This window comes from Bradyrhizobium iriomotense, assembly GCF_030160715.1.
Classification (GTDB): Bacteria; Pseudomonadota; Alphaproteobacteria; order Rhizobiales; family Xanthobacteraceae; genus Bradyrhizobium; species Bradyrhizobium iriomotense.
In genome coordinates, this window is the sequence record NZ_BSOW01000014.1 from 220,086 (window position 1) to 244,300 (window position 24,215).

Sequence of the window (24,215 nt, forward strand, 5' to 3'; positions counted from 1 at the left end):
CCTACGCAGCTGCCTTCCGCCGCGCCTGCTCAGCCTTGTACAGTCCGAACTCCTCCGCGATCGCCTTCGCGATCGACGGCCGCTGCTTGAGGCGCTCGTAATAGGCCTTCAGGTTCGGCCATTTGGCCAGCTCGATCGGTGGCGTCGCCATGGTCCAATTGATCACCGTGACGAGATAGGCGTCGGCGACGGTGAAGTGGTCGAGCAGGAACTCGCGGCCCTTCAGGTAGTTCTCGACATAATCAAGTCGCGACAAGTTCTTCTCCAGCGCGTAGGCCTTGCTCTCCTGCGGCGATTTGCGATCGAGCACCGGGATGAACAACCCCTTGTGCAACTCCGTGCCGATGAAGCAGAGCCATTGATGCAGCCGCGTGCGATCGATGCCGGACGCGGTGCCGAGGTGGGACTGCGGAAAGCGGTCCGCGACATATTGCAGGATCGCGGCGTTCTCCGTCAGCACCATGCCCTCGTCGGTGCGCAGCGTCGGCACGAGGCCGATCGGGTTGACGGCGCGGAAGTCGGAACCGTCCTTCAGCACGGTCTTGGTCGGGGAATCGACCTCGAGATAGTTCGCCTCGGCGCCGGCTTCATACAGCGCGACACGAGTCGCCATCGAGCAGGCGAGCGGCGAGAAATAGAGATCCATGGGGTGCCCTCCTTGGGCGTGGTGTCGTTTGACCTTGCGGTTGCAACCCGGCCGGATTGATTTTTGTACTGTTCTGCATAATATGGACGTGGTCAAGGATTATTTTGCGAAATGGTACAAAAATCAAAAGGTCCGCCTGTCGCTGCACCCGAGCCGCCGAAGCGCCGCGGCCGGCCGCGCGCCTATGAGCCCGACGTCGCGCTCGGCAAGGCGCTCGATCTGTTCCGCACCCAGGGCTTTGCGGCGACGTCGCTCGACGATCTCAGCGAGGCGACCGGCATGAACCGGCCGAGCCTCTACGGCGCTTTCGGCGACAAGCGCGAGCTCTACATCAAGAGTTATCAGCGCTACCGCGAGCAGGCGCGCGCATCGATGGTGGAGATCTTTCGTGCGGAGCTGCCGCTGCGCGAACGGCTGGAGCGCATCTTCGCCGCTGCGCTCGCCATCTATCTTTCCGGCGAGACCGGTCCGCGCGGCTGCTTCACTGTGGTGACCGCGGCGTCCGAGGCCGTCGGCGATCCCGACATTCGCGCCATGGTGCTGGACGGCCTGTCCGAGCTCGACAAGGCTTTCGCCAATTGCTTCCGCCGCGCCAAGGAGAAGGGCGAGCTGCCCGACAGCGCCGATCCGGTCGTGCTGGCGCAGCTTGCGTCAGCTACCATCCACACCATCGCCATCCGTTCCCGCGCCCGTGTCCCGCGCAAGGAGCTCGATGCGATCGTGAAGGGCGCGATCGACGTGATGGTTGGTGTCGGGAGTTGAGCTCGGCGTTCTCTGGCCCGAGATGACCCTGCGGTCGCGCTACTTCGCCTCCTGGACTCGCTCCGGTGTCACGCTCGAAGCGTCCTGGAATGCTTTCCGGATCGCTTGCAACATAGTCTGCACGCGCGCGAGATTGGACCTCGTCGCAGGCACGAGCGCCTTGAGCCAGAGATCGGGGATCCGAAGCTCCGGGAGCAGCTCGACGAGTGCGCCACTGCGAAGCCGATCCGCTGCCGCCGCACGCGAGACGACGGCGACGCCGCTGCCGGCGCACAGGCTGTCGATCACGAGCGCGCCGTTGTTCGTCACGAGGTGAGGGCGGACGGCCACGGTGGTCACTCCGTTGCGCCCTTCGAAGATCCAGTTCGGCCCGATCGGTGAAAAGACGATGCAATCGTGATGCATGAGATCGCGGACATGCCGCGGGTGGCCGCGCCGTGCCAGATAGGTGGGTGCCGCGCACAGCACGCGTTCGAAGACGTGCAGCGGTTCCTCGAGCACGCCGTCGAAGGACGACGGCATCATGGTGAGCACGATGTCAAAGCCTTCCTCGACCGGGTTCACCGTGCGGTCGACCAGCACCGCATCGAGCGTGACGCGCGGGTAGTGGATCTGGAACGATGAGAGCAGCTGCGCGAGGTCGATCGGCATCGGCGAGGCCGGTGCCTTGATCCGCAGCTGGCCTTCGAGCTCTTTGGGCGATCGCATGATGCCCTTGGCCATCTCGTCGTACTCGCGGACGATTCCCCGAATGACGTCGAGGTAGCGCTCACCGATCTCGGTGAGCGCTACGCGGCGAGTGCTCCGGCGCAAAAGCGTCGCCCGCAGCGACCATTCCAGTTGCCCGACCCGCTTGGTGATGACCGACGGCGCCACCCCGAGCTGCCGGCCTGCCTCGGAGAAGCTGCCGACTCGCGCCGTCGCCAAAAATGCCTTCATATTCAAGAGGCTGTCGGCCATTTAATCCAATACGGAAAAGATCATCGCGCAAAATAGCTTATTCTCCCTTGTTCTCGGAGGAAATAGGCTCTCTGGCGCGACAAGCCGTCACCAAAAAACAACGACGGCTGTGGGGAGGAATGAAATGAGCGCAACCGAGGTCATCGACGTCACCGACGTCATCGAGCGCCAGCGCCGCAACGGGCTGGTCCTGAGCGTCCTGATCCTGTCGACGACGATCATGTTCTTGGACGGCTACGATCTGCAGGCGATGGCTTTTGCTGCGCCCTCGATCATCCGCGTCTGGGGTATCGACAGGGCCGCGCTCGGGATCGTCTTCAGCGCCGGCATTTTCGGCATCCTCATCGGCGGTCTCCTGTTCGGATCGCTGGGCGACCGTATTGGTCGTCGCCTGTCGATCGTTGCCTCGATGCTGGTGTTCGGCGGCTTCACGCTGGCGACGGTGTGGGCAAGCGACATTACGAGCCTGATCGTGCTTCGCTTCCTGGCGGGCATCGGCATCGGCGGACTGTCGCCGCTATGTTACGCGCTGAACCTCGAATATGCGCCGAGCCGCTATCGCGGCACCGCGGTCGCGATCATCATGGTCGGCTACGTCGCGGGCAGCAGCATCGGCGGCTTCATCGCCGCGGGCCTGGTGCCGCAGTTCGGCTGGCAGATCGTCTTCTGGATTGGCGGCGTGTTGCCGATCGCAGGAGCGGTACTGTGCTATTTTGCACTTCCGGAGTCGATCAAGTTCCTCGTGGTGCGCAATCGTGAGCCGGACGAAGTCGCGCGCATCCTGAACCGGATCGATCCCTCGCTTCGCGCCAAGCCGACCACGCGTTTCGTCCTGCGGGACGAAGCGTCGGCAAACGCCGCCAATGCGGGTCTGCTGCCACAACTCGCCACCCTGTTCGACGGACGGCTCGCCATCGTCACCCCATTCCTCTGGGTGGCCTATATCGCAAGCTCGATCACGATGTTCTTCCTCAATAGCTGGACGCCGATCCTGGCGGAGGCGTCCGGGCATACGCCCGCCCAGGCCGCCATGGGCCTGACAGTGTTCAGTCTCGGAGGCGCAGTCGGCGGCCTGACCATCGGCCGGGTGCTCGATCGGTTCGGCGTCATCGCCATCGCGGTCGTTCCGCTGATTGCCTCGCCGCTCGTCGCCTCGCTGGGCTGGGCCGGCCTCGGCGACAGCACCTATCTCGTGACGATGATGTGCGTGGGCTTCTTCGTGGTGGGCGGTCACCAGGGCCTGAACAGCTCGGTCGGCCAGTTCTATTCCAGCGCCAACCGCACGACCGCGGTCGGCTGGGCGCTCTCGGTCGCCAAGATCGGGTCGATCGGCGGGCCGCTGGTCGCCGGAATCCTGATCGCGCAGCAGCTGCCGTTCTCCAGCCTGTTCCTGCTCGCCGCGCTGCCGCCACTGGTCGTGGCGTGTTGCGTCCTGGTGCTCGGGATTTCCCAGCGCAAGCACACGGCCGCGCCCAAGATCGACCAGACGGCCGCAGCGTAGGCTCGCACCGATGCGAAGCAACGGAGTCCAAAGATGAAAATACCCTTCGCCGGGGCGATCGATTGCGACTTGCATCCGCCCACGCCGAGCATGGCGCAGCTCGTGCCTTATCTCGACGACTATTGGCGCGACCAGATTACCAACCGCGCGATCGACCGCATGTCGTTCGCCATGATGAGCTATCCACCGATGGCGCCCGGCAGCGCACGCGCCGATTGGCGACAGGCTGAGACCGGGCGGAGTGACCTCGACACGCTGCGCGCCCACGTGCTTGACGCCTTCGACCTCAAGCTCGGCATCGCCAACGTGATGCATGGCGCGATCGCGCTCCACAACGACGACATGGCGGCTGCGATCTGCCGTGCCGTGAACGATTGGCTGCGCGCCGAGTGGCTCGATCGCGAACCGCGGCTGCGCGGCACGATTTTGGTGTCGCCGCAGGACCCGGCGCAGGCCGTGGCCGAGATCGAGCGGCTCGCACCCGACAGGCGCTTCGTGCAGGTACTGCTGCCGGTGATGGGCGAAAAGCTGCTCGGCCGGCGTGAGTTCTTTCCGCTCTATGAGGCGGCGGAACGGCACGGGCTCGTCATCGCTGTGCATGCGGGCAGCACCTATCGCTATGCGCCGACGATCGTGGGCTGGCCGTCCTATCAGTTCGAGGACTATGTGGCGCAGGCGCAGGCCTTCGCCAACCAGACGATCAGCCTGGTTGTCGAGGGCGTGTTCCGCCGCTTCCCGGGACTGAAGGTGGTGATGCTCGAATCAGGCGTGAGCTGGTTGCCCATGACGATATGGCGCACCGACAAGACCTGGCGCGGCGCGCGGCCGGAGGTGCCCTGGGTCGACCGCTGGCCGTCCGAGATCATCCGCGATCATCTGCGCTTCACGATCCAGCCGTTCGATGCGGCGGATGCAACTGCGGTGGCGCAAACCATCGACCGCATCGGCTCCGATGCGGTGCTGCTGTTCTCGACCGACTATCCGCACTGGCAGTTCGACGGCGACGACGTGCTGCCGGACGGATTGCCGCCGGACTCATTCAAGGCGGTTCTGATCGACAATGCGCTTGCGACCTATCCCCGCCTGGCGCAGGGCGCGGTAGGGAATGCCGCTGAGACCACGAAGGAGGACGCGCGATGAACGCACCTTTCATGGAACAGAAGGCACGGCAGACGCTCGCAGTCGTCGACTGCGACATTCATCCGGCGCACCGCACACCCGGCGAATTGCTGCCCTATCTCGAGCCGCGTTGGCGCGAGCATTATCAGACCTATGGCGTGCATGTCCGGCAGGCGCTGCCGAGCGCGCTGATGTATCCGCGCATGATGGCCGGCGGCATGCGCGCGGACTCGCTGCCGCAGGGTGGCGGCCCGGCGGGCTCCGATCTCGATCTCCTGCGCAAGCAGCATCTCGATCCCGTCAATGTCGAGTTCGGTCTGTTGATGGCGCTCAGCAAGGGCGGCATGGAAGAGCGCAATCCCGGGCTCGCGGCGGCGCTGTCGCGCGCGACCAACGAGTGGCAGATCGATCGCTGGGTGCGCGAGGAGCCGCGACTTCGGGCCGGCATCGTCGTGCCGCAGGAATTTCCCGAGGCTGCCGTTGCCGAGATCGAGCGTTGCGCCGGCGACCGCCGCTACGTGCAGATCATGCTGTCGTCGCGCCCGTCAGATCCGCTCGGCCACCGGCGCTATTGGCCGATCTACGAGGCCGCCGAACGCGCGGGGCTTCCGATCGGCCTGCATCCGGTCGGCTACAATGGCGGCCATCCCTCTACCGGCTCCGGCTGGCCGACATTCTATCTTCAGGAGCACTATGTCTTCGTCGCCTGCATGGAGGCGTTGGCCGCAAGCCTGATCGTCGAAGGCGTGTTCGAGCGCTTCCCGAAATTGAAGGTCGTGCTGGTCGAGGGCGGCTTCGGCTGGGCGCCGGCGCTTGCCTGGCGCATGGACAGGCACTTCGAGAAATTCCGCAAGGAAGTCCCGCATCTCAAGCGGCGTCCATCGGAATATCTGCGCGAGCACGTCTGGTGGACGACGCAGCCGATCGAGGAGCCGGCGCAGTCGCGCCATATCGTCGAGATCATCGACTGGATCGGTTGGGACCGGCTGCTCTATTCGTCGGACTATCCGCACTGGGACTACGACAATCCGTCCTTCGCATTCAAATTTCCGATGACCGAACAGCAGCGCCGCAAGATCTTCAGGGATAATGCCATGGCATTGTATCGCCTCGCATGAGCCGCCATGTGGTTTGTTCGGCGGACGAGCTGCCGCCTGGCTCGCGCAAGGTCGTGGTCGTCGACGGGCGCGAGATCGGCGTGTTCAATGTCGAGGGGCGACTGCACGCGCTGCTCAACCGCTGTCCGCATGGCGGAGCGGCGATCTGCTCCGGCGTCGTCACCGGCCTCAGCCAGTCGTCCGGTCCCGGCGATTACCGCCTGGAACGTCGCGGCGAATTCCTGCGCTGTCCCTGGCATGGTTGGGAATTCGACATGGCGACGGGCCAATCCTGGTGCGATCCGCGCCGCACCAAGGTGCGAAGCTTCGAGGTCAAGCTCGAAGCGGGATCTGAACTGGTGATGGGGCCTTACGTCGCGGAGCGATATCCCGTCACGGTCGAGGGCGCCTATATCGTGGTCGATCTCTGAACCGCGTCGCGGCGGTTCTGGCGTTCCCGACGTCCGGCGCGTATACTTTCAGGGTACCTGCAGGTACCTGAAAGTCTTACGGATGCTGATTTTCATACGCGGTTTGGCCCTCGCATTGGTCCTGGCGGCGCTCTGTCCGGGTGGGCGGACGGCCCATGCCCAGGCGGCCCCTGTGCCCTATATGAACTCGGGCTGGCTGATGGGCTGGGGTGACAATCCGGCTTTCGATGCGAGCGATCCGCAGTCCAAGTTCCCGCGCGGCTGGTTTCTCACGAGCTCACGCGACAGCACAACGTGGAGCATGAACGGCTTCGATCAGGCGAGGGCGTTCGGCAATTACGGCTCGCTGTCATCCGAAGGCGTGAAGTTCGGCTACAATTTCGCGAATGCACCGGTGACGATCTATACCGGCTTCGACACCTTGAAATACAATCTCGGTGCCGGTGGTCCGACGCCCTTTGACTCGACCTCCGGGACGCTGCCGGGTGGCTATCGCGCGAATGCGGGGATCGAATTCCGCCCGACGTCGAATCTCAGCCTGTCGTTCGGCGCGAGCTTCACCCAACATTCGTCCGGACTGGTCGACAGCGACATCAATTCGCCGCTGCCGCCCGGCGCGTCGCCACTGGCTTTCGGCGCGCGCCGTTAAGGCGAACACGCGCCTCGTCGGCCGACGCTTCAATACCCCCGCGCCCGGTCCACCACGTTCTCCAGCGCGGCGCCGGCTTCGAAACGCGCGATCTGCTCTGCGACATAGGCCGAGATCGCATCCGCATCGGTGTCGGCCGCATTGTGCGGCGTCACGATAACCTTCGGATGGCTCCAGAGGCGGCTCGCCGCCGGCAGGGGCTCCTCGACGAACACGTCGAGCGAGGCGGCGCCGAGGGTACCGTCGTCGAGACAGGCCAAAATATCATCCTCGTTCTGCAAGCCGCCGCGGCCTGCATTGATCAGCACCGGCGCGCCGAGCGGGCTGTTGCGGTTGAGCTTGGCAAAGACCTCGCGGTTGAGGATGCCGTGCGTCTGTGGTGTCAGCGGCAACAGGCTGACCAGAATGTCGGTCGCGCGCAAAAACGCGTCCATCTGGCCGGCGCCGTGGAAAGACTCCACGCCATCGACGCTCCGCGGACTGCGGCTCCAACCCACCACGCGGAAGCCGAACCGGCGCAGCACGTCCGCGGCGTCAGCGCCCAGCGTGCCGAGCCCCATGATACCGACCGTGACCGCGCTCGCCGGCCATTGATATTTCGGCTCCCAGGTCTTCTCGCGCTGCGACTGCCGCAGGTAAAGCTCCTGCCGATGATGCATCAGCACATGAAGCACGACATATTCGGTCATGCGTCCGGTGAGGTCGGGCACGGCGACGCGGACCAGCGGCACGTCCGGCAGGCTCTCGTCCGCCATCAGTGCGTCGACGCCGGCGCCGAGATTGAAGATCGCGCGCAGGTTCGGGAAGGCCTTGAGATCGCCCGGAACCGGCTTCCACACGGCCGCGTAGTGCACCTCGGCGGGATCGAGCTCGGCATTGGGCAACAGCACGACCGGACGCTCGCCGCAGACCGCCTCGAAGCGCGCCTTCCAGCGCTCCGGCAACCAATTCTGCGACCTGCTGTTGATCAGGAGTGCCAGCGCGCCTTTAGTCATTCGTGATGTCCCATCGAGTTCCCAGTTCAGGGCCCTCCTTGGCACGAACGCGCGGACATTTCTTGCAAAAAATTTCCGCAACTCGTGTCGGGGCAGGGCATAGTGCGTCGTCTTCATAATAAGAGAAAACAGGACGTATCCATGCTCTACGCCATCCTTTGCTACCACGATGAGGATTTCGTCGGCTCCTGGAGCAAGGAGCAGGACGAAGCCGTGATGAAAAAGCTCGCCGTGGTGCAGGACAAGCTCACCAGGCAGGGCCGGCTCGGTCCCGTCGCGCGGCTGCTGCCCACCACGGCCGCGGCGACGTTGCGGAAAGAAGACCCGCCGCTGGTGCTCGACGGTCCCTATGCCGAAACTAAGGAGCAGTTGCTCGGCTTCTACATCGTCGATTGCAAGAACCTCGACGACGCGCTCGACGTCGCGCGCGATCTCGGCGCGGCCAATCCCGGCGGCGCCTACGAGGTGCGTCCCGTCGGGGTGTTCAGGCCGGGAGGGAATTTGACGTGAGCGAGACCGACGCCGCCTGGATCGAGACCGCGCTGACCTCGGCGCGGCCCCAGGCGGTCGGTGCGCTGCTGCGCTATTTCCGCGACCTCGATACCGCGGAGGAAGCGTTCCAGAACGCATGCCTGCGCGCGCTGAAGACCTGGCCGCAGAACGGCCCGCCGCGCGATCCTGCGGCCTGGCTGATCATGGTCGGCCGCAACGTCGCGATCGACGAGGTTCGGCGCGCCCGCAAGCAGGAGCCGTTGTCGGAGGATGACCAGGCGATCTCCGATCTTGGCGATGCCGAGGGGGAGCTCGCCGAGCGGCTCGACGGCTCGCACTACCGTGACGACATTTTGCGGCTGATGTTCATCTGCTGCCATCCGGACCTGCCGGCGACGCAGCAGATCGCACTCGCGCTGCGCATCGTCTCCGGCCTCACCGTGAAGCAGATCGCGCGCGCCTTCCTGGTCTCGGAAGCCGCGATGGAGCAGCGCATCACGCGCGCAAAGGCGAAGATCACGGATGCCGGTGTGCCGTTCGAGGCGCCCGGCGCGGCCGAGCGCGCCGAGCGGCTCGCCGGCGTCGCCGCGATGATCTACCTGATCTTCAACGAAGGCTATTCGGCGAGCGGCGATACCGCCGAGATCCGCAAGCCGCTGTGCGAGGAGGCGATCCGGCTGGCGCGACTGCTGTTGCGGCTGTTTCCGGGCGAGCCGGAGATCATGGGGCTGACCGCGCTATTGCTGTTGCAGCATGCGCGCAGCGCCGCGCGCTTTGCCGCCGACGGCTCGCTGATCCTGCTCGAGGATCAGGACCGCGCGCTGTGGAGCAGCACCATGATCGCGGAGGGGCTCGCGCTGATCGACAAGGCGATGCGCCATCGCAGGAGCGGGCCCTATCAGATCCAGGCGGCGATCGCGGCGCTGCATGCCCGCGCGGCAACGCCCGAGGAAACCGACTGGGCGCAGATCGACCTGCTTTATGGCGCGCTCGAGCTCGTGCAGCCCTCGCCGGTGGTGACGCTCAACCGCGCGGTCGCGGTCTCCAAGGTGCGAGGGCCGGAAGCAGCGCTCACGCTGATCGAGCCCCTGGCGCCGAAGCTTGCCAACTATTTCCATTTCTATGGCGTGCGCGGCGCCTTCCTGATGCAGCTCGGCCGCAACGACGAAGCCCGCATCGCCTTCGACCGTGCCATTGCGCTCGCCAACACCTCGGCCGAGGCGGCCCACATCCGCATGCATCTGGATCGCCTGATCAGGGACAGCCAGCCGAAGGCGTCCAAAGAGAGCACGAAGGCGAAGTGACGCCGTTGGCGTCATTCCGGGGCGATGCGAAGCATCGAACCCCAATGCGCAATTGCGTATTGTGGAATCTCGAGATTCCGGGCTCGGTCCTGCGGATCGCCCCGGAATGACGGCGAAATCGGCGATAGAAATTTCTCCCGCGCCTGTCGATTTCGCGCTCTCCCGTTCGTCCTTAGGCCAGTCGAAGGGAGCCAGTCATGCTGAAAGCTGTTGCCATTATCGCCATTGTGCTTGCCGCCGGCATCGCCGGCATTCTCGTCTTCGCCGCCACCAAGCCGGACATGTTTCGCGTGGAACGCACGCTCGCCGTCAAGGCACCGGCCGATGCCATCTACCCCTTCATCGCCGATTTCCAGCGCTGGACGAGCTGGTCACCCTATGAGGGGCGCGACCCCGACATGAAGCGCGCCTTCGGCGGCACCACGCAGGGCAAGGGCGCGACCTATGCCTGGGACGGGAACAAGGACATCGGCGCCGGACGCATGGAAATTCTCGAAGCGAACACGCCGTCGAGACTGCGCATCAAGCTCGATTTCGAGCGTCCGTTCGAAGGTCACAACATCGCCGAGTTCACGTTTGTGCCGCAAGGCGGTGCAACACTGGTCACATGGGCGATGTACGGTCCGGCCCCGTTTATCTCCAAGCTGATGCAGGTGTTCGTCAACATGGACAACATGATCGGCAAGGATTTCGAGACCGGCCTCGCCAATCTGAAGAAGCTCACCGAGAAGTAGAAGCCTCAACCTCAAGGAGAGAAACATGCTCAATCCATACCTGTTCTACCAGGACAAGTGCGAAGCCGCGTTCAATTATTATGCGCGCGTGCTCGGTGGAAAGGTCGAGGCGATGCTGCGCGCCTCCGACGCCCCGCCGGAAATGCCGGCTGCCCCCGGCCGCGAAAAGACCATCATGCATGCGCGCCTGTCGCTACCTGACGGCAGTGTCCTGATGGCCTCCGACGCGCCGCCGGAGCATTCGCAGAAGCCGCAGGGCTTTTCGATCTCGCTGACGATCACCAACGTCGCCGATGCCGAACGCAAGTTCAACGCGCTCGCCGACGGCGGCACGGTCACCATGCCCTTCAGCAAGACGTTCTGGGCCAAGGGCTTTGGCATGTGCGTCGACCAGTTCGGCATTCCCTGGATGGTGAACTGCCCGGCCGAAGGGATGTGAGAAGAATCCGATTTATCGCCAAGTGCACGCTGCTTTCCCTTCTCCCCCTGTGGGAGAAGGTGGCGCGACTGCTACCTGCACCGCGGATAGATTGCGGCGAGATCGCGCCCCTTCAGCAATAAGAGCCGCGACGACAGACCGCCGCGGCTCTGGATCCAGTCGCGTACCGGCGCCGGATAGGCCGCCAGCACCGCCTCGGAGGCCTCCGGTTCGGCATAGAAACGGCCGCGCCGGTCGACCGAGCGGGCGGCATGGAAGCCGAGCACCGCGCGTTTGGTGACGCAGATGCGCTCGCCGGGCACGAGACTCAGCACCAGCGTGCAGGCTGAGAGGCAGGGCCCGTCGATCACCACGCGCTCACCGGACTCGCGCACCCGCTCGAACAGTTCGAGGAATGGCCCGACCTGGCCGCCCGGAGACTGGATGATGCGGATCTCGGCACGCGCCGATGCCGAGCCGAGCAACGTGACCGCGACCAACACGGATTTAACGAAAGCAACGTGTTGCATGGCACTCTCCACACGTTCGATATCGCAGGGTGGGTACTTCCGCCTTCGCTCTTCGAGCTACGGCGGACAAGTCGCTTTGCCCACCCTACAGCGCTTGCGCTTATCCGTTCCTCCGCTGTCCGCGCAGCGTCGGCAGGCCAATGCCTGCTGCATCGAAGCCGCCATCGACGGCCAAAATTTGGCCGGTGATGTAGCTCGATCGATCCGAGCACAGGAAAAAGATCGCCTCCGCGAGTTCCTCTTCCAGGCCATAGCGGTTCAGCGGGATGGCATCGTGATAGTCGGCGCGGATCTCCGGCGTGTGTACCTCCTTTGCCATCGCGGTGTCGACCGGTCCGGGCGCGACGGCGTTGACGCGGATGTTGAGCGCCGCCAGCTCGACCGCGAGCTGCTTCGTCAGATGCGCCAGCCCCGCCTTGCTCGTGCCGTAGGCCGAGCGCAGCGTCGAGGCGCGCACCGCCGAGATCGAGGTGATGTTGACGATGGCGCCGCCGCCGGCCTCGCGCATCAGGGGCACCGCAGCCTTGGTGCTGATGAAGGGGCCGGTGAGGTTGACCTCGAGCACACGGCTCCAGTCCTTGTCCTTTGTCTCCATCAGCGGTGCGAACACCGCAATGCCGGCATTGTTGACGAGCGCATCGAGCCGGCCGAATCGCTGTTCGACCGCCTTCATCGCCGCACCGACTGCTGCGCTATCGGAGATGTCGCAAGTGAGTGCGAGCGTCTCCTCGCCCCTACTGATCGCGGCGACAGCGTGCGCCAGCAATTCGCCCTCGATGTCGAGCAGCGCAACACGCCAGCCCTCAGCGAGGAATTTCTTGGCCGTCGCAAGCCCGATGCCGCGCGCGGCGCCGGTGACGAGGGCGACTTTAGCGGGAGAGGAGGTCATGACGCGGTCCTTTACTCGGAGCTGCGGCATGACAGTTTAGTTGGTCCCGCGCAAGGGATCACAATTTGGGGCCGACGTACCTGAGGCGGCCTATGTCGGATTGTCCCTGCTCGGGGAATTCAAGCGTCGGCGTGACATGGCCGACAAATATGCCGGGGGTCACTGCTGTCTTGATGTACTTCGTCTCGCCCGCCGCCAGCTGGAACGTCACCGCATTTTCGACCTCGGTTGTCGTTGTTACGGCGTATTTCCCCGGAGGGCGGTCGACAAAAGAGAAACCGCCGGGCACAGACCTGCCGACGACTTCATTGTTCATCCGAATCTCGGGCTGAACAGCCGACCCCCCAAATTCGCCCGCCCGGGTGAAGTAGACACGGCCAAAACCCGGCTTCAATGGCGGAAGCTGCGTGGGTGGTTCATCGAGGCCGCGTGGGCTCGCGCAACTCGCCAACAAGAATCCGACAAGCAAAAGGGACAGCGCCCCGGTCTTCGATCTCATATGCCCCCGTCTCAAAACAATATTGGAGCGCCCAGCTCCAAGTCGACGGCAAACAACGAACGGCTAGAGCATGATCCGGAAAAGTGTGAAGCGGTTTTCCGGAAAGATCATGCGCAAACAACAACCTAAAGCGCGATGACGATTCATCCTAATCTCATCGCGCTTTAGCAAATGCCTCGCTGTTTCCTCGTCCCCCAAAGGCTCAATTAGGCATACACGCATTGATTGTGCAACCGTTTTTCGATCGGCGGGCACCGCAATGATTATGCAGGTTATTCCATGCCGTGCTGGCCGCCCCGGTCTTCGAAGCACTGCCGGGGCAGCGAGCTAGGCGGCGCGGCGATGGGAGCGCTGACTACGCCAGCTCCGCCGAGGCGCGCTGCATGTTCGCGGACATGTCCGCGGTCACGATGCTCTGCTCTTCGACCGCGGCGGCGGTGGAGGCGATGAACTCGTTCAGGCCGGCAATCGCGGCCTTGATCGCGCCAAGCGAAGTCGCCACATCGCCCGAGATCTTGTTCAGCGCGTCGATCTCCGATGAGATCGTGTCGGTCGCCTGCTTGGCCTGGTTGGCAAGGCTCTTGACCTCGGAGGCGACCACCGCGAAGCCGCGCCCGGCTTCGCCGGCGCGCGCGGACTCGATCGTTGCATTGAGCGCGAGCAGATTGATCTGGCCGGTGATGCCCGAGATCAGCTCGACGATGCCGCGCATCGCCTGCGCGGCGGCATTCAGCTTCTGCGCCTGACCGTCGGCGGCCTCGGCCTTGCCCGTCGCCTCCTTCGAGCTCTCGCGGGATTTCGCCATGGTCGCGGAAATCTCCCGGATCGAGGCGCTCATCTCCTCGCTGCCGGCCGCGACCGCCTCGATCAAACCGCGCGCATTGTCGGCCTTCTTGCGGCCGATCGCCTGCGCGGTGATGTCGGTTGCGTACTTCACCACCTTGTATGGCTTGCCGTTGAGATCGAAGATCGGGTTGTAGGAGGCCTGGATCCAGATCTCGCGGCCGCCCTTGGCGATCCGCTTGTATTCGGCGGCCTGGTACTGGCCGCGATTGAGCGTCTCCCAGAACTGCCGGTAGGCCGCCGTGTCGCGCTCCCTGGGCTCGACGAACATGCTGTGGTGCTTGCCCTTGATCTCGGCGAGCGTATAGCCCATGGCCTCCTGGAAATTCTCGTTGGCGTTGCGGATCGTGCCGTCCATGTTGAACTCGATCACCGCCTGCGACTTCCAGATCGCGGCGATCTGCCCGTCATTGTCGGCAGCCTTCAGCTTCTGTTCCGTAACCTCGGTTGCGAACTTCACAACCTTGAACGGTTTTCCCGCCTCGTCGAGAATCGGATTGTAGGTCGCGAGAATCCAGATCTCTTTCGCCCCCTTGCCGAGGCGCTTGTATTCGGCCGCCTCGAACTCGCCGCGGTTCAGGCGCGCCCAGAAGTCGCGATACGCAGAGCCTGCCCGGTCTTCCGGCGTCACGAACATGCTGTGGTGCTTGCCCTTGATCTCCTCAAGCGAGTAACCCATCGCTTTCAGAAAGTTCTCGTTCGCCGCGACGATGGTGCCGTCCATGTTGAATTCGATCACGGCCTGCGCGCGGCCGATCGCGGCGATCTTGCCGGCGTCCTCCATGCTGTGGATCTTCTGCGCCGTGATGTCGGTGGCGAACTTGATCACGCCGACCGGCTTGCCGCTCCCGTCCAGGATCGGGTTGTAGGAAGCCTGGATCCAGACCGCGCGGCCGCCCTTGGCGAACCGCTTATATTGCGCAGCCTGGAATTCGCCGCGATTGAGCCGTGCCCAGAAGTCGCGATAGGCGGCCTTCTCGCGCTCGGCCGGATCGACGAACATGCTGTGATGCTTGCCTCTGATCTCGTCGAGCGAATAGCCCATCGCGTCCAGAAAATTCTTGTTGGCGTCCACGATCGTACCATCGAGCTTGAACTGGATCACCGCCTGCGACCGATCGATCGCCGCAGCTTGGGCAATTGCATTCTGAATTTTTTTGTTGCTTTGGAAGTGGAACATCATGGGCTCCGCAATGGTTCCGGCCTGGAACGAATAATGAAAAACGCGAGTCGCGAAAAGCGACTGGGAAAAAGTTGCATCGGGGTCGTTTAGCAACTGTGAACCACGTGGCGCGGGAACCGGGTTCCGCAATTTTTCGCGTCGATTGGGGGGTGGCTTACAATTGCAAGCTTTATGGTTTCATATGCACGACACCATGCAGTGAGGGTGCAACGAGACGCCTTCCGTACTATTACGGATGTACCAAAGACATTCCGCCGGAATCACTCGGTCGCATCGCAGAAGTGGCGTGTGCGGATGTCGGGTAGGTGGTGGGATGCCGGTATCATACGCCCGTCACATCAGGCGCCACTCTGTCGCTCGCGCTGCGTTTTCGCCCGCTGTGCTTGTTGCTGGAAGGCGCTGACCGCGCTTTACGAACCGATATTCCCATTCACGGCGAACCCGGTGGACCTCGCCAACCTCGAGCGCTGGCGCTTACCTCCAAAATAATTCTCGCCGGCCTGTCGGGATCGCAAAATGCGGTTCGTCTTATCTACGAGCGCCGGTGATCTCGGCCCAAAAAAACGAAAAGCGGAGCAATGACGATGCGTTTCATGGTGATCGTAAAGGCCAACCGGGATACCGAGGCCGGCAAGATGCCGACGACCGAGATGCTGGCCGCCATGGGCAGGTTCAACGAAGAGATGGCGAAAGCCGGCGTGATCGAGGCAGGCGAGGGGCTGCATCCAAGCGTCAAGGGCGCACGGGTCCGCTACGGCGGCGACGAGGCGAGCGTGACCCGAGGCCCGTTCGATCTTTCGTCCGATCTGGTCGCCGGCTTCTGGCTGATCAAGACCGCCTCGCTCGACGAGGCGATTTCCTGGATGAAGCGCGCCCCGTTCGAACCCGGCAGCGAGATCGAGATCCGCCAGGTGTTCTCGGCCGAGGACTTTGGCGAGGCCTTCACGCCCGAGCTGCGCGAGCAGGAAGAGCGCACCCGCGCGACAGCCGCGAGGAAATAAGTCTCCTCCCGTCATTCCGGGGCGCGCAAACGCGAGCCCGGATCCATCGGGCCGCGGAGACCGTTGATGAATGGATTCCGGGCCTGCGCCTCGCGGCGCATCCTGGAATGACCAAGAAAACAAGGACACCCCCATGCGATTCATGATGCTGATGATCCCGCTCGGCTACGAGACCGCGCCGAAGGACGTTCAACTCGACCCCGAGCGCGTCGCCGCCATGATGCGCTACAACGAGGCGCTGAAAGATGCCGGCGTGCTGATCACGCTCGACGGTTTGCATCCGCCCTCGGCGGGCGCACGCGTTTCGTTTGCGACCGGCGAGCCGATCGTGACCGACGGCCCCTTTGCCGAGTCCAAGGAAGTATTGGGCGGCTACTGGATGATCGAGGTCGCTTCGCGTGACGAAGCGATCGCCTGGGCGAAGAAGTGCCCGGCCTCGCCCAACGAGATCATCGAAATCCGCCAGGTGCAGGAAATGGCCGACTTTTCGCCTGATGTGCAGGAAGCGGCCGCCGGCTTCGCTGAGCTGAAAAAGGGCAGCAAGGCCGGCCGCCGGTAAGAGGTTTTCGTCCACCCATCAACCAGAGGAGTGACCCATGAGCACCGAACACACGTTTCTCGCCGTCTATCTCGGCAGCAAGACCAGCGCGAAAATGGCAGCCTGGAACGCGCTGCCCGAGGCCGAGCGGAAAGCGAAGGAGCAGCAGGGAATGGCGGCCTGGCACGCCTGGGTCGAAAAGCACAAGGCTGACATCGTCGAGGGAGGCGGACCGCTCGGCAAGACCCGAAGGGTGGACGCCAACGGCGTCACAGAGGTTACCAATGCGTTGACCGCCTTCACCGTCGTGCGGGCGGCGTCGCAGGAGGCTGCCGCGAAACTGTTCGAGAAGCACCCGCATTTTGCGATCTTCCCCGGTGAGGCCGTCGAGGTCATGCCAGTGCTGCCGATTCCGCAGCGCTAGTCTCGCCTGGGTCATTCCGGGTTCGGTCAGTCCCTCCGGACCGCCCCGGACCCGGTAACCAAAGCGGCCCTCGCGCTAGTGACGTTCGCGCCCGGCTCATGTAAAAGCCGTTCACATGAGCTGGCGCAAGGAGCAGCGCCGCGCCGAGCGCGGCTATCACCACGGCAATCTGAAGGAAGCGCTGCTCCAGGCGGCGCTGGGGCTGATCGCCGAGAAGGGCGCGGCCGGCTTCACCTTTGCCGATGCCGCGCGGATGGCCGGCGTCAGCCCGGCAGCACCCTACCGGCATTTTCGCGATCGCGACGAACTTCTCTCCTCGATCGCCCAGCGCGGCTTCGAGCAGTTCGAGGCGCGCCTGACCGCGGCTTGGGACGATGGCCGCCCGGACACCGTCACGGCGTTCGAGCGCGTCGGGAAAGCCTATCTCGCCTTCGCGCGCGAAGAGCCCGCCTTCTACTCCGCGATGTTCGAATCCGGCCTGCCGGTCGACGCCAATCCGGCGCTGATGGCCGCGGGCGAGCGCGCTTTCGGCGTCATCCGTGCGGCTGCCGAGCGCCTCGCGGCGTTGACGCCGCCGGGTACGCCGCGGCCGCCGGCGATGATGATGGCGCTGCACATCTGGTCGATGTCGCACGGCGTCGCCTCGCTGTTTTCCCGCGGCGATGCCGCGCGGCGCAAGCTGCCGATGTCGCCGGATGAGCTGCTCGAAGCCGAGGTGCTGATCTATCTGCGCGGCCTCGGCTTCCCGATCGAACGCCGCCCCACGACCAAGACCGCCGAGCCGCCGCCGGTGCCACCGGAGGCATCCTCCGGTTCGGCCAGCTCTCCCGGCGGCACTTCTGGTCCCTGGGGCAAGCTGAAATAAACTTGCGCAAATAAATCGGCCGGCCTGTCCGGCGGCTGGCTTGACAAAACCAAGGGATCGGCTACCTATGTAAATGTTATTTACATTCACAACGGCGTGAGCCGTGATGGAGATGGGAAATGGCCTACACCGCTGATGTCAATCGATGGCGCGGCCCCTCGGAAGACCCCTACTACCGCCCCCACATGCTCGACACGCCCTGGCATCCCGGCTGGATCGCCGTGACCGTCCTCGGCTTCATCATCTGGTGGCCGATCGGGCTTGCCCTTCTCTTTTTCACACTCGGGAGCAGAAGAATGTCGTGCTGGAGCCACCAGGATCGCTGGCAGAACAAGATGGAGAAGATGCAGTACAGGATGGACCGCATGCGCGACCGCATGGAGCGCCGCGGCTTCGGCTTTGGCTTCGGCCCGCCGTCCTCCGGCAACCGTGCCTTCGACGAGTACCGCACCGAGACTCTCCAGCGGCTCGAGGAAGAGCAGCGCGAGTTCAAGGATTTCCTGACGCGGCTTCGTCACGCCAAGGACAAGGAAGAGTTCGACCAGTTCATGGCGCAGCACAAGAGCCGTCCGACGCCGCCGAACGAACCGCCGCAGCAAGGCTGATCTGAAGCGCGAGATTCTCTCAAAGCCCTCAGGCGCAACGCCCCCAAAGTCCTGATGGCCCCGAGCCGCCCGCCTGCGCACCCCGCAGGCGGGCGGTTTGGTTTTTGACGCATGAGAACCTGGAGACGGCGAACCAAGACCAAGCCTTGCGCGAGCTGCGGCAAGCGCGCCGCGCGCACTGAGCGCGCCGCTATTTCGCGCGTGCCGCGAGCTCCTTGGCCATGCCTTCCGCGGCGCCCGGGCCGGCGTGCACATGGACCTCCTTCGCAACGATGGGCTCGCCGCATTCGGAGCAGACCAGCACCGGATCGAACACCTTGCCGCAGCTCTTGTGCTCGTGAAGCATGGGGCGGCCGCGCTCATCGACCATGTGGGTGTCACCCCAATGCACGATCGCCATCACCACCGGATAGAGATCCAGTCCCTTCTGGGTGAGGATGTACTCATAGCGCGTCGGGCTCTCCTGATAGGGCGAACGCCTCAGCACGCCGAACCGGACGAGCTTCTTCAGGCGATCGGCGAGGACGTGCCGGGTGACCCCGAGCCGGGACTGAAACTCCTCGAACCGGCGCACGCGCAGGAAGCAGTCGCGCAGGATCAGGAGACTCCAGCGGTCGCCGATCACGGCCACCGTCCTGGCGACCGAGCACTGTTCCTGCTCAAGCGAATCCCATCGCATTCGTCCGACCCCGAAAAGGCTGAATTCCCAACGCGTTCGTGCGACGACAATATAAAATTCCAAAATGGAATGAAAGCTCCCGAGGTGGCGACCGCTTGCCCTATACCTAGGCAAAGCAACGTATTATTTTATAGTTCCATTTTAGAACTGTATGGCAATATTCTGCGTGGGTAGCGACTTAACGCTCCAAACTCTGCGGGAGGATGCGATGAAGACGGCGATCGTGATCGGTGTGGGCCCGGAGCGCGGGCTCGGCGCACAGCTGTGCAAGCGGTTTGCTGCAGACGGGCTCAAAGTGATCGTCGCGGGCCGGACCTCGTCCATGCTCGAGGCTGTTGCGAACGATATCGAAAAATCTGGAGCGCAGGCCGTTCCCTTCGTCGCCGATGCCACCAAGGAGAACGACGTCGCCGCACTGTTCGATGCCGCCGGAGGCGAGCTTGATCTTGCGATCTACAACGCCGGCAACAACACGCCCGGCAGGATCATCGAGATGGAGGCCGACTATTTCGAGAGTGCCTGGCGCGTCGTCTGCTTCGGTGGCTTCCTGTTCGGCCGCGAGGCGGTGCGCCGCATGGCGCCGAAGAAGACCGGCACGCTGCTCTTTACCGGCGCCAGCCCTCGCTGCGCGGGCGCTCCGGCTTTGGCGCTTTCAACTCCGCCAAGGCCGGCTTGCGCACGCTCGCCCAGGCGATGGCCAAGGAATATGCGCCCGACGGAATCCACGTCGCTCATGTCGTGGTCGACGGTGCGATCGCCGGCGACAAGATCATGAACCGCTTCCCCGATGCTGCGGGCCGGCAGGACAGCCTGATCAGCATCGAAGGCATCGTCGATGCGTTCGCCTTCCTCTACGGCCAGCCCGAACGCGCCTGGTCGTTCGAGCTCGACGTGCGGACGTCGAAGGAGAAGTGGTGAGGCCTTGGCTGTTGCCTCATCGATCAGGCGGCAGCCTTGTTCTTGATGGCTCCGATGATCGCGGTCAGGATCGCCCCGCCGGCGCCACCGGCGACGACCTGCGACACGATGCCGCCGACGCTCAAGTTTCCGGATTCTGCTGCGGCCATGATGGACGGAAGCAGCAGCGTAATGATCTGGCCGAGCACCCCGCCGCCGACCAGACCCGAAATGACGTTTCCGGCCATTCCGAGATCAAATGTCGGCGAAGACTTGCCCGCGCCAATTCCACCAAGCGCGCCCGAGACGAGGTTGATCAGAATCTGTTCCATGCGGATCTCCCGTACGAGGTCGTCGGGCCGTTCGCCAGCCGCTGCGTTCGTCTGTCTGACGAGCGGTCCACTCCGGCATCGTCAGCCCGCTTACAGGCAAAGACAATAGAGTGTGTTGCCGATCGACCGGTGAAATAAACCCTCGCGGGTGGCACAAGCCGCATAGCAAGGTTTTCAGCTTGGCCTGTCATTGCGCATGGCGGGGGCTCGCAATTTCTCTTGTCCCGGACGCGGTGCAGCGTGAAACGCTGCTCCGCAGAGCCGGGACCTAATCCGGTGTGCCCCGGACGCAGCGCAATGCGCCGCATTGCGCTGCGTCCGGGGCACGAAAGGTCAACCTGTCAAAGCGGCTCAATACCCGTCGGCTAGCCCCGTGTTGCGGCGGGGATCGTTGGCGCCATAGTAGCGGTTGTTGCCGACCGGCTTGCCGTTCAGCGACGGCGCGCCGACGATGATGACCGCCAGATGGTTGGCCGGCTGCGGCGGTCCGAACTTGTGGCCCATGCCTTCCAGAATCTTTTGCGTATCCGGCGACAGCGCATAGTTCTCAACGTTGGTCAGATCCGGCAGCCATTGCTGGTGGATGCGCGGCATGTCGACGGCTTCCTGCGCGTTCATGTCGTAGTCGATCGCGTTGATCATGGTTTGCAGGACAGCCGTGATGATGCGGCTGCCGCCGGGCGTGCCCACCACCATGACGGTCTTGCCGTCCCTGGTGACGATGGTCGGGCTCATCGAGGACAGCGGCCGCTTGCCCGGAGCGATGGAGTTGGCCTCGCCCTGCACCAGGCCATACAGGTTCGGCACCCCGACCTTGGCGGTGAAGTCGTCCATTTCATCGTTCAGCAGGACGCCGGTCTTGGCCGCCGTCACCTTGGCGCCGAACCAGTCGTTGAGCGTGTACGTCACCGACACCGCGTTGCCGTCCTTGTCCGCGATCGAATAGTGCGTGGTGTTGCTGCCCTCGTGCGGCGCGACGCCCGGCTTGATATCCTTGGAGACGCCAGCCTTGTTCGGATCGATCACGGCGCGGATCTTGGTCGCGTAATTCTTGTCGAGCAGACGGTCGAGCGGGTTCTTCACGAAGTCCGGATCGCCGAGATAGCTGTTGCGGTCCACGTAAGCGTGGCGCATGGCTTCGATCTGGACATGCACGGCCTGCGCGGAGTGGTAGCCCAGCTCCTTCAGCGGATAGCCCTCGAGGATATTCAGGATCTCGCAGATGACGACGCCGCCCGAACTCGGCGGCGGCGCGGAGATCACGTGGTAGCCGCGATAGTCGCATTCGACGGGCGCGAGCTCGCGCGTCTTGTAGCCGTCGAGGTCGTCCTGTGTGATCAGGCCTTTGCCCGCCTGGCTCGATGCCACGATGGCGCTGCCGACCCAGCCCTTGTAGAAGCCGTCGGTGCCTTTGCTGCTGATCTCGCGCAGAGTCTTGGCGAGCTCCGACTGCACCAGCTTCTCACCCACCTGGAACGGCTTACCGTTGTTGAGGAAGATCGCGGCGGACGCTGGATCGTCCTGAAAATCATTGGTGGCTGTAAGCAACAAGTCGATGTCGCCCTGGTCCAGCGCAAAGCCCTGCTCGGCGAGCTGGATCGCGGGGGCGAGCAGCTCGGCGCGCTTCATGGTGCCGTACTTTTCGCGCGCATATTCCATGCCCGAGACGGATCCAGGCACGCCCACGGCCAGGTGCCCCTTGGTCGAGATGCCCTTGATGACGTTGCCGTCCTTGTCGAGATACATGTTCGCGGTCGCGCCCTTGGGCGCCGTCTCGCGGAAATCGAGGAACGTCTTGCGGCCGTCGGCGAGCTGGATCGTCATGAAGCCGCCACCGCCGAGATTACCGGCCGCCGGATAGACCACCGCCAACGCGTAGCCGACCGCGACCGCTGCATCGACGGCATTGCCGCCGCGCTTGAGCACGTCCACGCCCACCTGCGTCGCCAGATGCTGCGCGGACACCACCATGCCGTTTTCCGCGGCGGCCGGCGCGACCGACGCCGCACGCGCGGGGCTGAAGGTTGTGAGGCTGACCGATATAATCGCGGCGACCATCCACCGCGCACATGTTTCTGGCTTCTCCACGGGACGCTCCTTGGGCTGGGCCGGTGATCCCGGCACATTGTTGTCCGCGAGCGCAGCCGATCGGCACCCGCGTGCGAGGTGGAGCATGACGACATGGTGTAGCTGTGGCGCACACCGCGCTTTCCTCGCGGGGGAGGGAGCCCCTGTGGCCCCTTCTGGCCATCCCACGCGGGGGGAACCGACCGCGCTCCGGGCGCGCAAGCACTCGGCAGCCGCCGTCCCCCGCCAACCGCCTGCACTGCCTACCATTCCGGCAGCCAAATCGGGTCGCGCTAACCCGGCATTAACTATCGTCGGCGTCTGGTAAGGTCGGCAAGTCGCGCCCAAAGGCTTAGTCGAGGCCCTTAGTTTTGACATCTTGGCAGGGAAAGCAGACGGCCGGCTTCGGACGGGCCGCTGCAATCCAAAAAGACAAGGCTTTGCGCAGGCTTGGCAGGTGCGCGCGACCCGCGCGGCTTTGGGGAACCGGCAGCCATTTTGCGCGCCGAGGACATGGAACGATCGCCTTGAGAGGATACTGCTTATGAATCCGGCCGACGTCGCCCAGTCAGCACTGCCGGTTGCCGCGTCCGCCGACGTGTCGCTGATCGCGCTGTTCTGGCAGGCTCACTGGATCGTGAAGGCGGTCATGCTCGGGCTGCTGTCCTGCTCGGTCTGGGTCTGGGCGATCGCGATCGACAAGATTTTCCTCTATGCCCGCACCCGCCGCTCGATGGACCGTTTCGAGCAGGCGTTCTGGTCCGGCGAATCGATCGAGGAGCTCTATCGCACACTCTCGGCCAAGCCGACCCATTCGATGGCGGCCTGCTTCGTCGCGGCGATGCGCGAATGGAAGCGCTCCTTCGAGAGCCACGCCCGCTCGGTCGCAGGCCTTCAGATGCGCATCGAAAAGGTGATGAACGTGTCGATCGCGCGCGAGATCGAGCGGCTGGAGCGGCGCCTGCTGGTGCTCGCGACCGTCGGCTCGGCCGGCCCCTTCGTCGGCCTGTTCGGCACCGTCTGGGGCATCATGTCGAGCTTCCAGTCGATCGCAGCGTCGAAAAATACCTCCCTGGCGGTCGTCGCGCCCGGTATCGCCGAAGCGCTGTTTGCGACCGCCGTCGGCCTTATCGCCGCCATTCCTGCCACTATTTTCTACAATAAGTTCACCTCCGAGGTGAACCGCCAGGCCCAGCGGCTCGAGGGCTTTGCGGATGAATTTTCGGCCATCCTGTCCCGTCAGATCGACGAGCGAGGCTGACGGGCGGCATGTATGGTGAAGGCTAGATTGGGCACCAGACCATGGCGATGAACGTAGCCAGTTCGTCCGGAGGCGGCGGCCGTCGCAGCCGGCGCAAGCCGGTCATGGCCGAGATCAACGTCACGCCGATGGTCGACGTGATGCTGGTGCTGCTCATCATCTTCATGGTGTCGGCGCCGCTGCTGACCGTCGGCGTGCCGCTCGACCTGCCGCAGACCCAGGCCAAGAGCCTCGACCAGAACGATCAGAAGCCGCTCCAGATGTCGGTCGACATCAAGGGCAAGGTCTTCATCAACGACACCGAGGTCGCGCTGAACGACCTGGTGCCGAAGCTGAAGGCGATCACGGATGCGCGCGGCGGGCTCGAGGAACGCATCTATCTGCGCGCCGACAAGAAGGCGGATTACGGTACGGTAGCCAAGGTGATGGGCCTCCTGTCGGGGGCAGGGTTCAAGAAGCTGGCTCTCGTCACGGAAGTGGAGCAGGGGTCCTAA

The 24,215-nt window shown here is 64.0% G+C and carries 29 protein-coding genes; 19 read left to right on the forward strand and 10 right to left on the reverse strand.

Translation table 11 applies throughout. The features are described from left to right. Nucleotide 1: 1 nt before the first annotated feature. Nucleotides 2–646 carry a glutathione binding-like protein gene (locus QQL28_RS21340; protein WP_284268412.1) on the reverse strand — a complete coding sequence of 215 codons (645 nt, stop codon included), beginning with the start codon at nt 644–646 and terminating at the stop codon, nt 2–4. 111 nt (nt 647–757) lie between these two features. On the opposite strand from QQL28_RS21340, the gene QQL28_RS21345 reads away from it, so the two are divergent. Next, nucleotides 758–1,408 carry a TetR/AcrR family transcriptional regulator gene (locus QQL28_RS21345; RefSeq protein WP_284268413.1) on the forward strand — a complete coding sequence of 217 codons (651 nt, stop codon included), beginning with the start codon at nt 758–760 and terminating at the stop codon, nt 1,406–1,408. A 39-nt stretch (nt 1,409–1,447) separates the two neighbouring features. Here QQL28_RS21345 and QQL28_RS21350 read toward each other — a convergent pair whose 3' ends face one another. Further along, on the reverse strand, nt 1,448–2,368 hold the full coding sequence (locus QQL28_RS21350; protein WP_348522504.1) for a LysR family transcriptional regulator: 921 nt from the start codon (nt 2,366–2,368) through the stop codon (nt 1,448–1,450). 124 nt (nt 2,369–2,492) lie between these two features. On the opposite strand from QQL28_RS21350, the gene QQL28_RS21355 reads away from it, so the two are divergent. The 5 genes from QQL28_RS21355 to QQL28_RS21375 all read left to right on the forward strand — a co-directional run bounded on the left by QQL28_RS21355 (nt 2,493) and on the right by QQL28_RS21375 (nt 7,165). After that, nucleotides 2,493–3,869 (forward strand): MFS transporter, encoded by a 1,377-nt coding sequence (locus tag QQL28_RS21355; protein WP_284268415.1) that lies wholly within the window; start codon nt 2,493–2,495, stop codon nt 3,867–3,869. A 33-nt stretch (nt 3,870–3,902) separates the two neighbouring features. Continuing rightward, the gene (locus tag QQL28_RS21360) at nt 3,903–5,009 is read left to right on the forward strand and encodes an amidohydrolase family protein (RefSeq protein ID WP_284268416.1); all 1,107 of its coding nucleotides are present in this window, start codon (nt 3,903–3,905) and stop codon (nt 5,007–5,009) included. Then, nucleotides 5,006–6,106 (forward strand): amidohydrolase family protein, encoded by a 1,101-nt coding sequence (locus QQL28_RS21365; protein WP_284268417.1) that lies wholly within the window; start codon nt 5,006–5,008, stop codon nt 6,104–6,106. The genes QQL28_RS21360 and QQL28_RS21365 overlap by 4 nt, the downstream gene beginning before the upstream one ends. Then, on the forward strand, nt 6,103–6,516 hold the full coding sequence (locus tag QQL28_RS21370; RefSeq protein ID WP_284268418.1) for a Rieske (2Fe-2S) protein: 414 nt from the start codon (nt 6,103–6,105) through the stop codon (nt 6,514–6,516). The genes QQL28_RS21365 and QQL28_RS21370 overlap by 4 nt, the downstream gene beginning before the upstream one ends. 82 nt (nt 6,517–6,598) lie before the next feature. Next, the gene (locus tag QQL28_RS21375) at nt 6,599–7,165 is read left to right on the forward strand and encodes a hypothetical protein (RefSeq protein WP_284268419.1); all 567 of its coding nucleotides are present in this window, start codon (nt 6,599–6,601) and stop codon (nt 7,163–7,165) included. 29 nt (nt 7,166–7,194) lie between these two features. On the opposite strand, the gene QQL28_RS21380 is transcribed toward QQL28_RS21375, so the two are convergent. Further along, nucleotides 7,195–8,160, reverse strand: a complete 966-nt coding sequence (locus QQL28_RS21380) for a 2-hydroxyacid dehydrogenase (protein ID WP_284268420.1) — start codon at nt 8,158–8,160, stop codon at nt 7,195–7,197. A 141-nt stretch (nt 8,161–8,301) separates the two neighbouring features. On the opposite strand from QQL28_RS21380, the gene QQL28_RS21385 reads away from it, so the two are divergent. The 4 genes from QQL28_RS21385 (at nt 8,302) to QQL28_RS21400 (ending at nt 11,129) form a co-directional block, all read left to right on the forward strand. Continuing rightward, entirely contained in the window at nt 8,302–8,670 is a 369-nt protein-coding gene (locus tag QQL28_RS21385; protein ID WP_284268421.1) for a YciI family protein, read from the forward strand. Continuing rightward, nucleotides 8,667–9,956 (forward strand): RNA polymerase sigma factor, encoded by a 1,290-nt coding sequence (locus QQL28_RS21390; RefSeq protein ID WP_284268422.1) that lies wholly within the window; start codon nt 8,667–8,669, stop codon nt 9,954–9,956. The genes QQL28_RS21385 and QQL28_RS21390 overlap by 4 nt, the downstream gene beginning before the upstream one ends. A gap of 197 nt (nt 9,957–10,153) precedes the next feature. Then, nucleotides 10,154–10,690: an SRPBCC family protein gene (locus QQL28_RS21395; RefSeq protein ID WP_284268423.1), complete on the forward strand. Its 537-nt coding sequence runs from the start codon at nt 10,154–10,156 to the stop codon at nt 10,688–10,690. A gap of 25 nt (nt 10,691–10,715) precedes the next feature. Continuing rightward, nucleotides 10,716–11,129, forward strand: coding sequence for a VOC family protein (locus tag QQL28_RS21400; protein WP_284268424.1), 414 nt, complete (start codon nt 10,716–10,718; stop codon nt 11,127–11,129). Nucleotides 11,130–11,200: 71 nt separating this feature from the next. Here the strand turns inward: QQL28_RS21400 and QQL28_RS21405 are convergent, their stop codons facing one another. From QQL28_RS21405 to QQL28_RS21420, 4 genes are all read right to left on the reverse strand, one after another. After that, the gene (locus QQL28_RS21405; RefSeq protein WP_284268425.1) at nt 11,201–11,638 is read right to left on the reverse strand and encodes a hypothetical protein; all 438 of its coding nucleotides are present in this window, start codon (nt 11,636–11,638) and stop codon (nt 11,201–11,203) included. A 100-nt stretch (nt 11,639–11,738) separates the two neighbouring features. Next, nucleotides 11,739–12,527: an SDR family NAD(P)-dependent oxidoreductase gene (locus QQL28_RS21410; protein WP_284268426.1), complete on the reverse strand. Its 789-nt coding sequence runs from the start codon at nt 12,525–12,527 to the stop codon at nt 11,739–11,741. 58 nt (nt 12,528–12,585) lie between these two features. Then, a complete protein-coding gene (locus QQL28_RS21415; protein ID WP_284268427.1) occupies nt 12,586–13,026 on the reverse strand; it encodes a DUF2846 domain-containing protein in 441 nt (146 codons plus the stop codon). A gap of 355 nt (nt 13,027–13,381) precedes the next feature. After that, nucleotides 13,382–15,049 carry a methyl-accepting chemotaxis protein gene (locus tag QQL28_RS21420; RefSeq protein WP_284268428.1) on the reverse strand — a complete coding sequence of 556 codons (1,668 nt, stop codon included), beginning with the start codon at nt 15,047–15,049 and terminating at the stop codon, nt 13,382–13,384. Between the two features lie 587 nt (nt 15,050–15,636). Here QQL28_RS21420 and QQL28_RS21425 point away from each other — a divergent pair. The 5 genes from QQL28_RS21425 (at nt 15,637) to QQL28_RS21445 (ending at nt 18,485) form a co-directional block, all read left to right on the forward strand. Beyond that, nucleotides 15,637–16,053, forward strand: coding sequence for a YciI family protein (locus tag QQL28_RS21425; protein WP_284268464.1), 417 nt, complete (start codon nt 15,637–15,639; stop codon nt 16,051–16,053). Nucleotides 16,054–16,186: 133 nt separating this feature from the next. Continuing rightward, on the forward strand, nt 16,187–16,612 hold the full coding sequence (locus QQL28_RS21430) for a YciI family protein (protein ID WP_284268429.1): 426 nt from the start codon (nt 16,187–16,189) through the stop codon (nt 16,610–16,612). 37 nt (nt 16,613–16,649) lie between these two features. Next, a complete protein-coding gene (locus tag QQL28_RS21435) occupies nt 16,650–17,015 on the forward strand; it encodes a YciI family protein (RefSeq protein ID WP_284268430.1) in 366 nt (121 codons plus the stop codon). A gap of 115 nt (nt 17,016–17,130) precedes the next feature. After that, complete coding sequence (locus tag QQL28_RS21440) at nt 17,131–17,880, forward strand: TetR/AcrR family transcriptional regulator (RefSeq protein ID WP_284268431.1); 750 nt, start codon at nt 17,131–17,133, stop codon at nt 17,878–17,880. 119 nt (nt 17,881–17,999) lie between these two features. Then, on the forward strand, nt 18,000–18,485 hold the full coding sequence (locus QQL28_RS21445; protein WP_284268432.1) for a DUF2852 domain-containing protein: 486 nt from the start codon (nt 18,000–18,002) through the stop codon (nt 18,483–18,485). A gap of 190 nt (nt 18,486–18,675) precedes the next feature. Here the strand turns inward: QQL28_RS21445 and QQL28_RS21450 are convergent, their stop codons facing one another. Next, a complete protein-coding gene (locus QQL28_RS21450; RefSeq protein ID WP_284268433.1) occupies nt 18,676–19,164 on the reverse strand; it encodes a winged helix-turn-helix transcriptional regulator in 489 nt (162 codons plus the stop codon). Nucleotides 19,165–19,372: 208 nt separating this feature from the next. Here QQL28_RS21450 and QQL28_RS21455 point away from each other — a divergent pair, with 208 nt between their 5' ends. Both QQL28_RS21455 and QQL28_RS21460 read left to right on the forward strand, forming a co-directional pair. Further along, complete coding sequence (locus tag QQL28_RS21455; RefSeq protein ID WP_284268434.1) at nt 19,373–19,939, forward strand: SDR family NAD(P)-dependent oxidoreductase; 567 nt, start codon at nt 19,373–19,375, stop codon at nt 19,937–19,939. Next, entirely contained in the window at nt 19,936–20,082 is a 147-nt protein-coding gene (locus QQL28_RS21460) for a hypothetical protein (RefSeq protein ID WP_284268435.1), read from the forward strand. Before QQL28_RS21455 ends, QQL28_RS21460 begins: the two co-directional genes overlap by 4 nt. Nucleotides 20,083–20,105: 23 nt before the next feature. Here the strand turns inward: QQL28_RS21460 and QQL28_RS21465 are convergent, their stop codons facing one another. Next, the gene (locus QQL28_RS21465) at nt 20,106–20,393 is read right to left on the reverse strand and encodes a hypothetical protein (RefSeq protein ID WP_284268436.1); all 288 of its coding nucleotides are present in this window, start codon (nt 20,391–20,393) and stop codon (nt 20,106–20,108) included. A 351-nt stretch (nt 20,394–20,744) separates the two neighbouring features. Beyond that, nucleotides 20,745–22,451: a gamma-glutamyltransferase gene (gene ggt, locus QQL28_RS21470; RefSeq protein ID WP_284268466.1), complete on the reverse strand. Its 1,707-nt coding sequence runs from the start codon at nt 22,449–22,451 to the stop codon at nt 20,745–20,747. Between the two features lie 553 nt (nt 22,452–23,004). Between ggt and tolQ the strand changes: the two genes are divergently transcribed. Together tolQ and tolR are read left to right on the forward strand one after the other, a co-directional pair. After that, the gene (gene tolQ / locus QQL28_RS21475; RefSeq protein ID WP_284268437.1) at nt 23,005–23,721 is read left to right on the forward strand and encodes a protein TolQ; all 717 of its coding nucleotides are present in this window, start codon (nt 23,005–23,007) and stop codon (nt 23,719–23,721) included. A gap of 41 nt (nt 23,722–23,762) precedes the next feature. Next, nucleotides 23,763–24,215 carry a protein TolR gene (gene tolR / locus QQL28_RS21480; RefSeq protein WP_284268438.1) on the forward strand — a complete coding sequence of 151 codons (453 nt, stop codon included), beginning with the start codon at nt 23,763–23,765 and terminating at the stop codon, nt 24,213–24,215.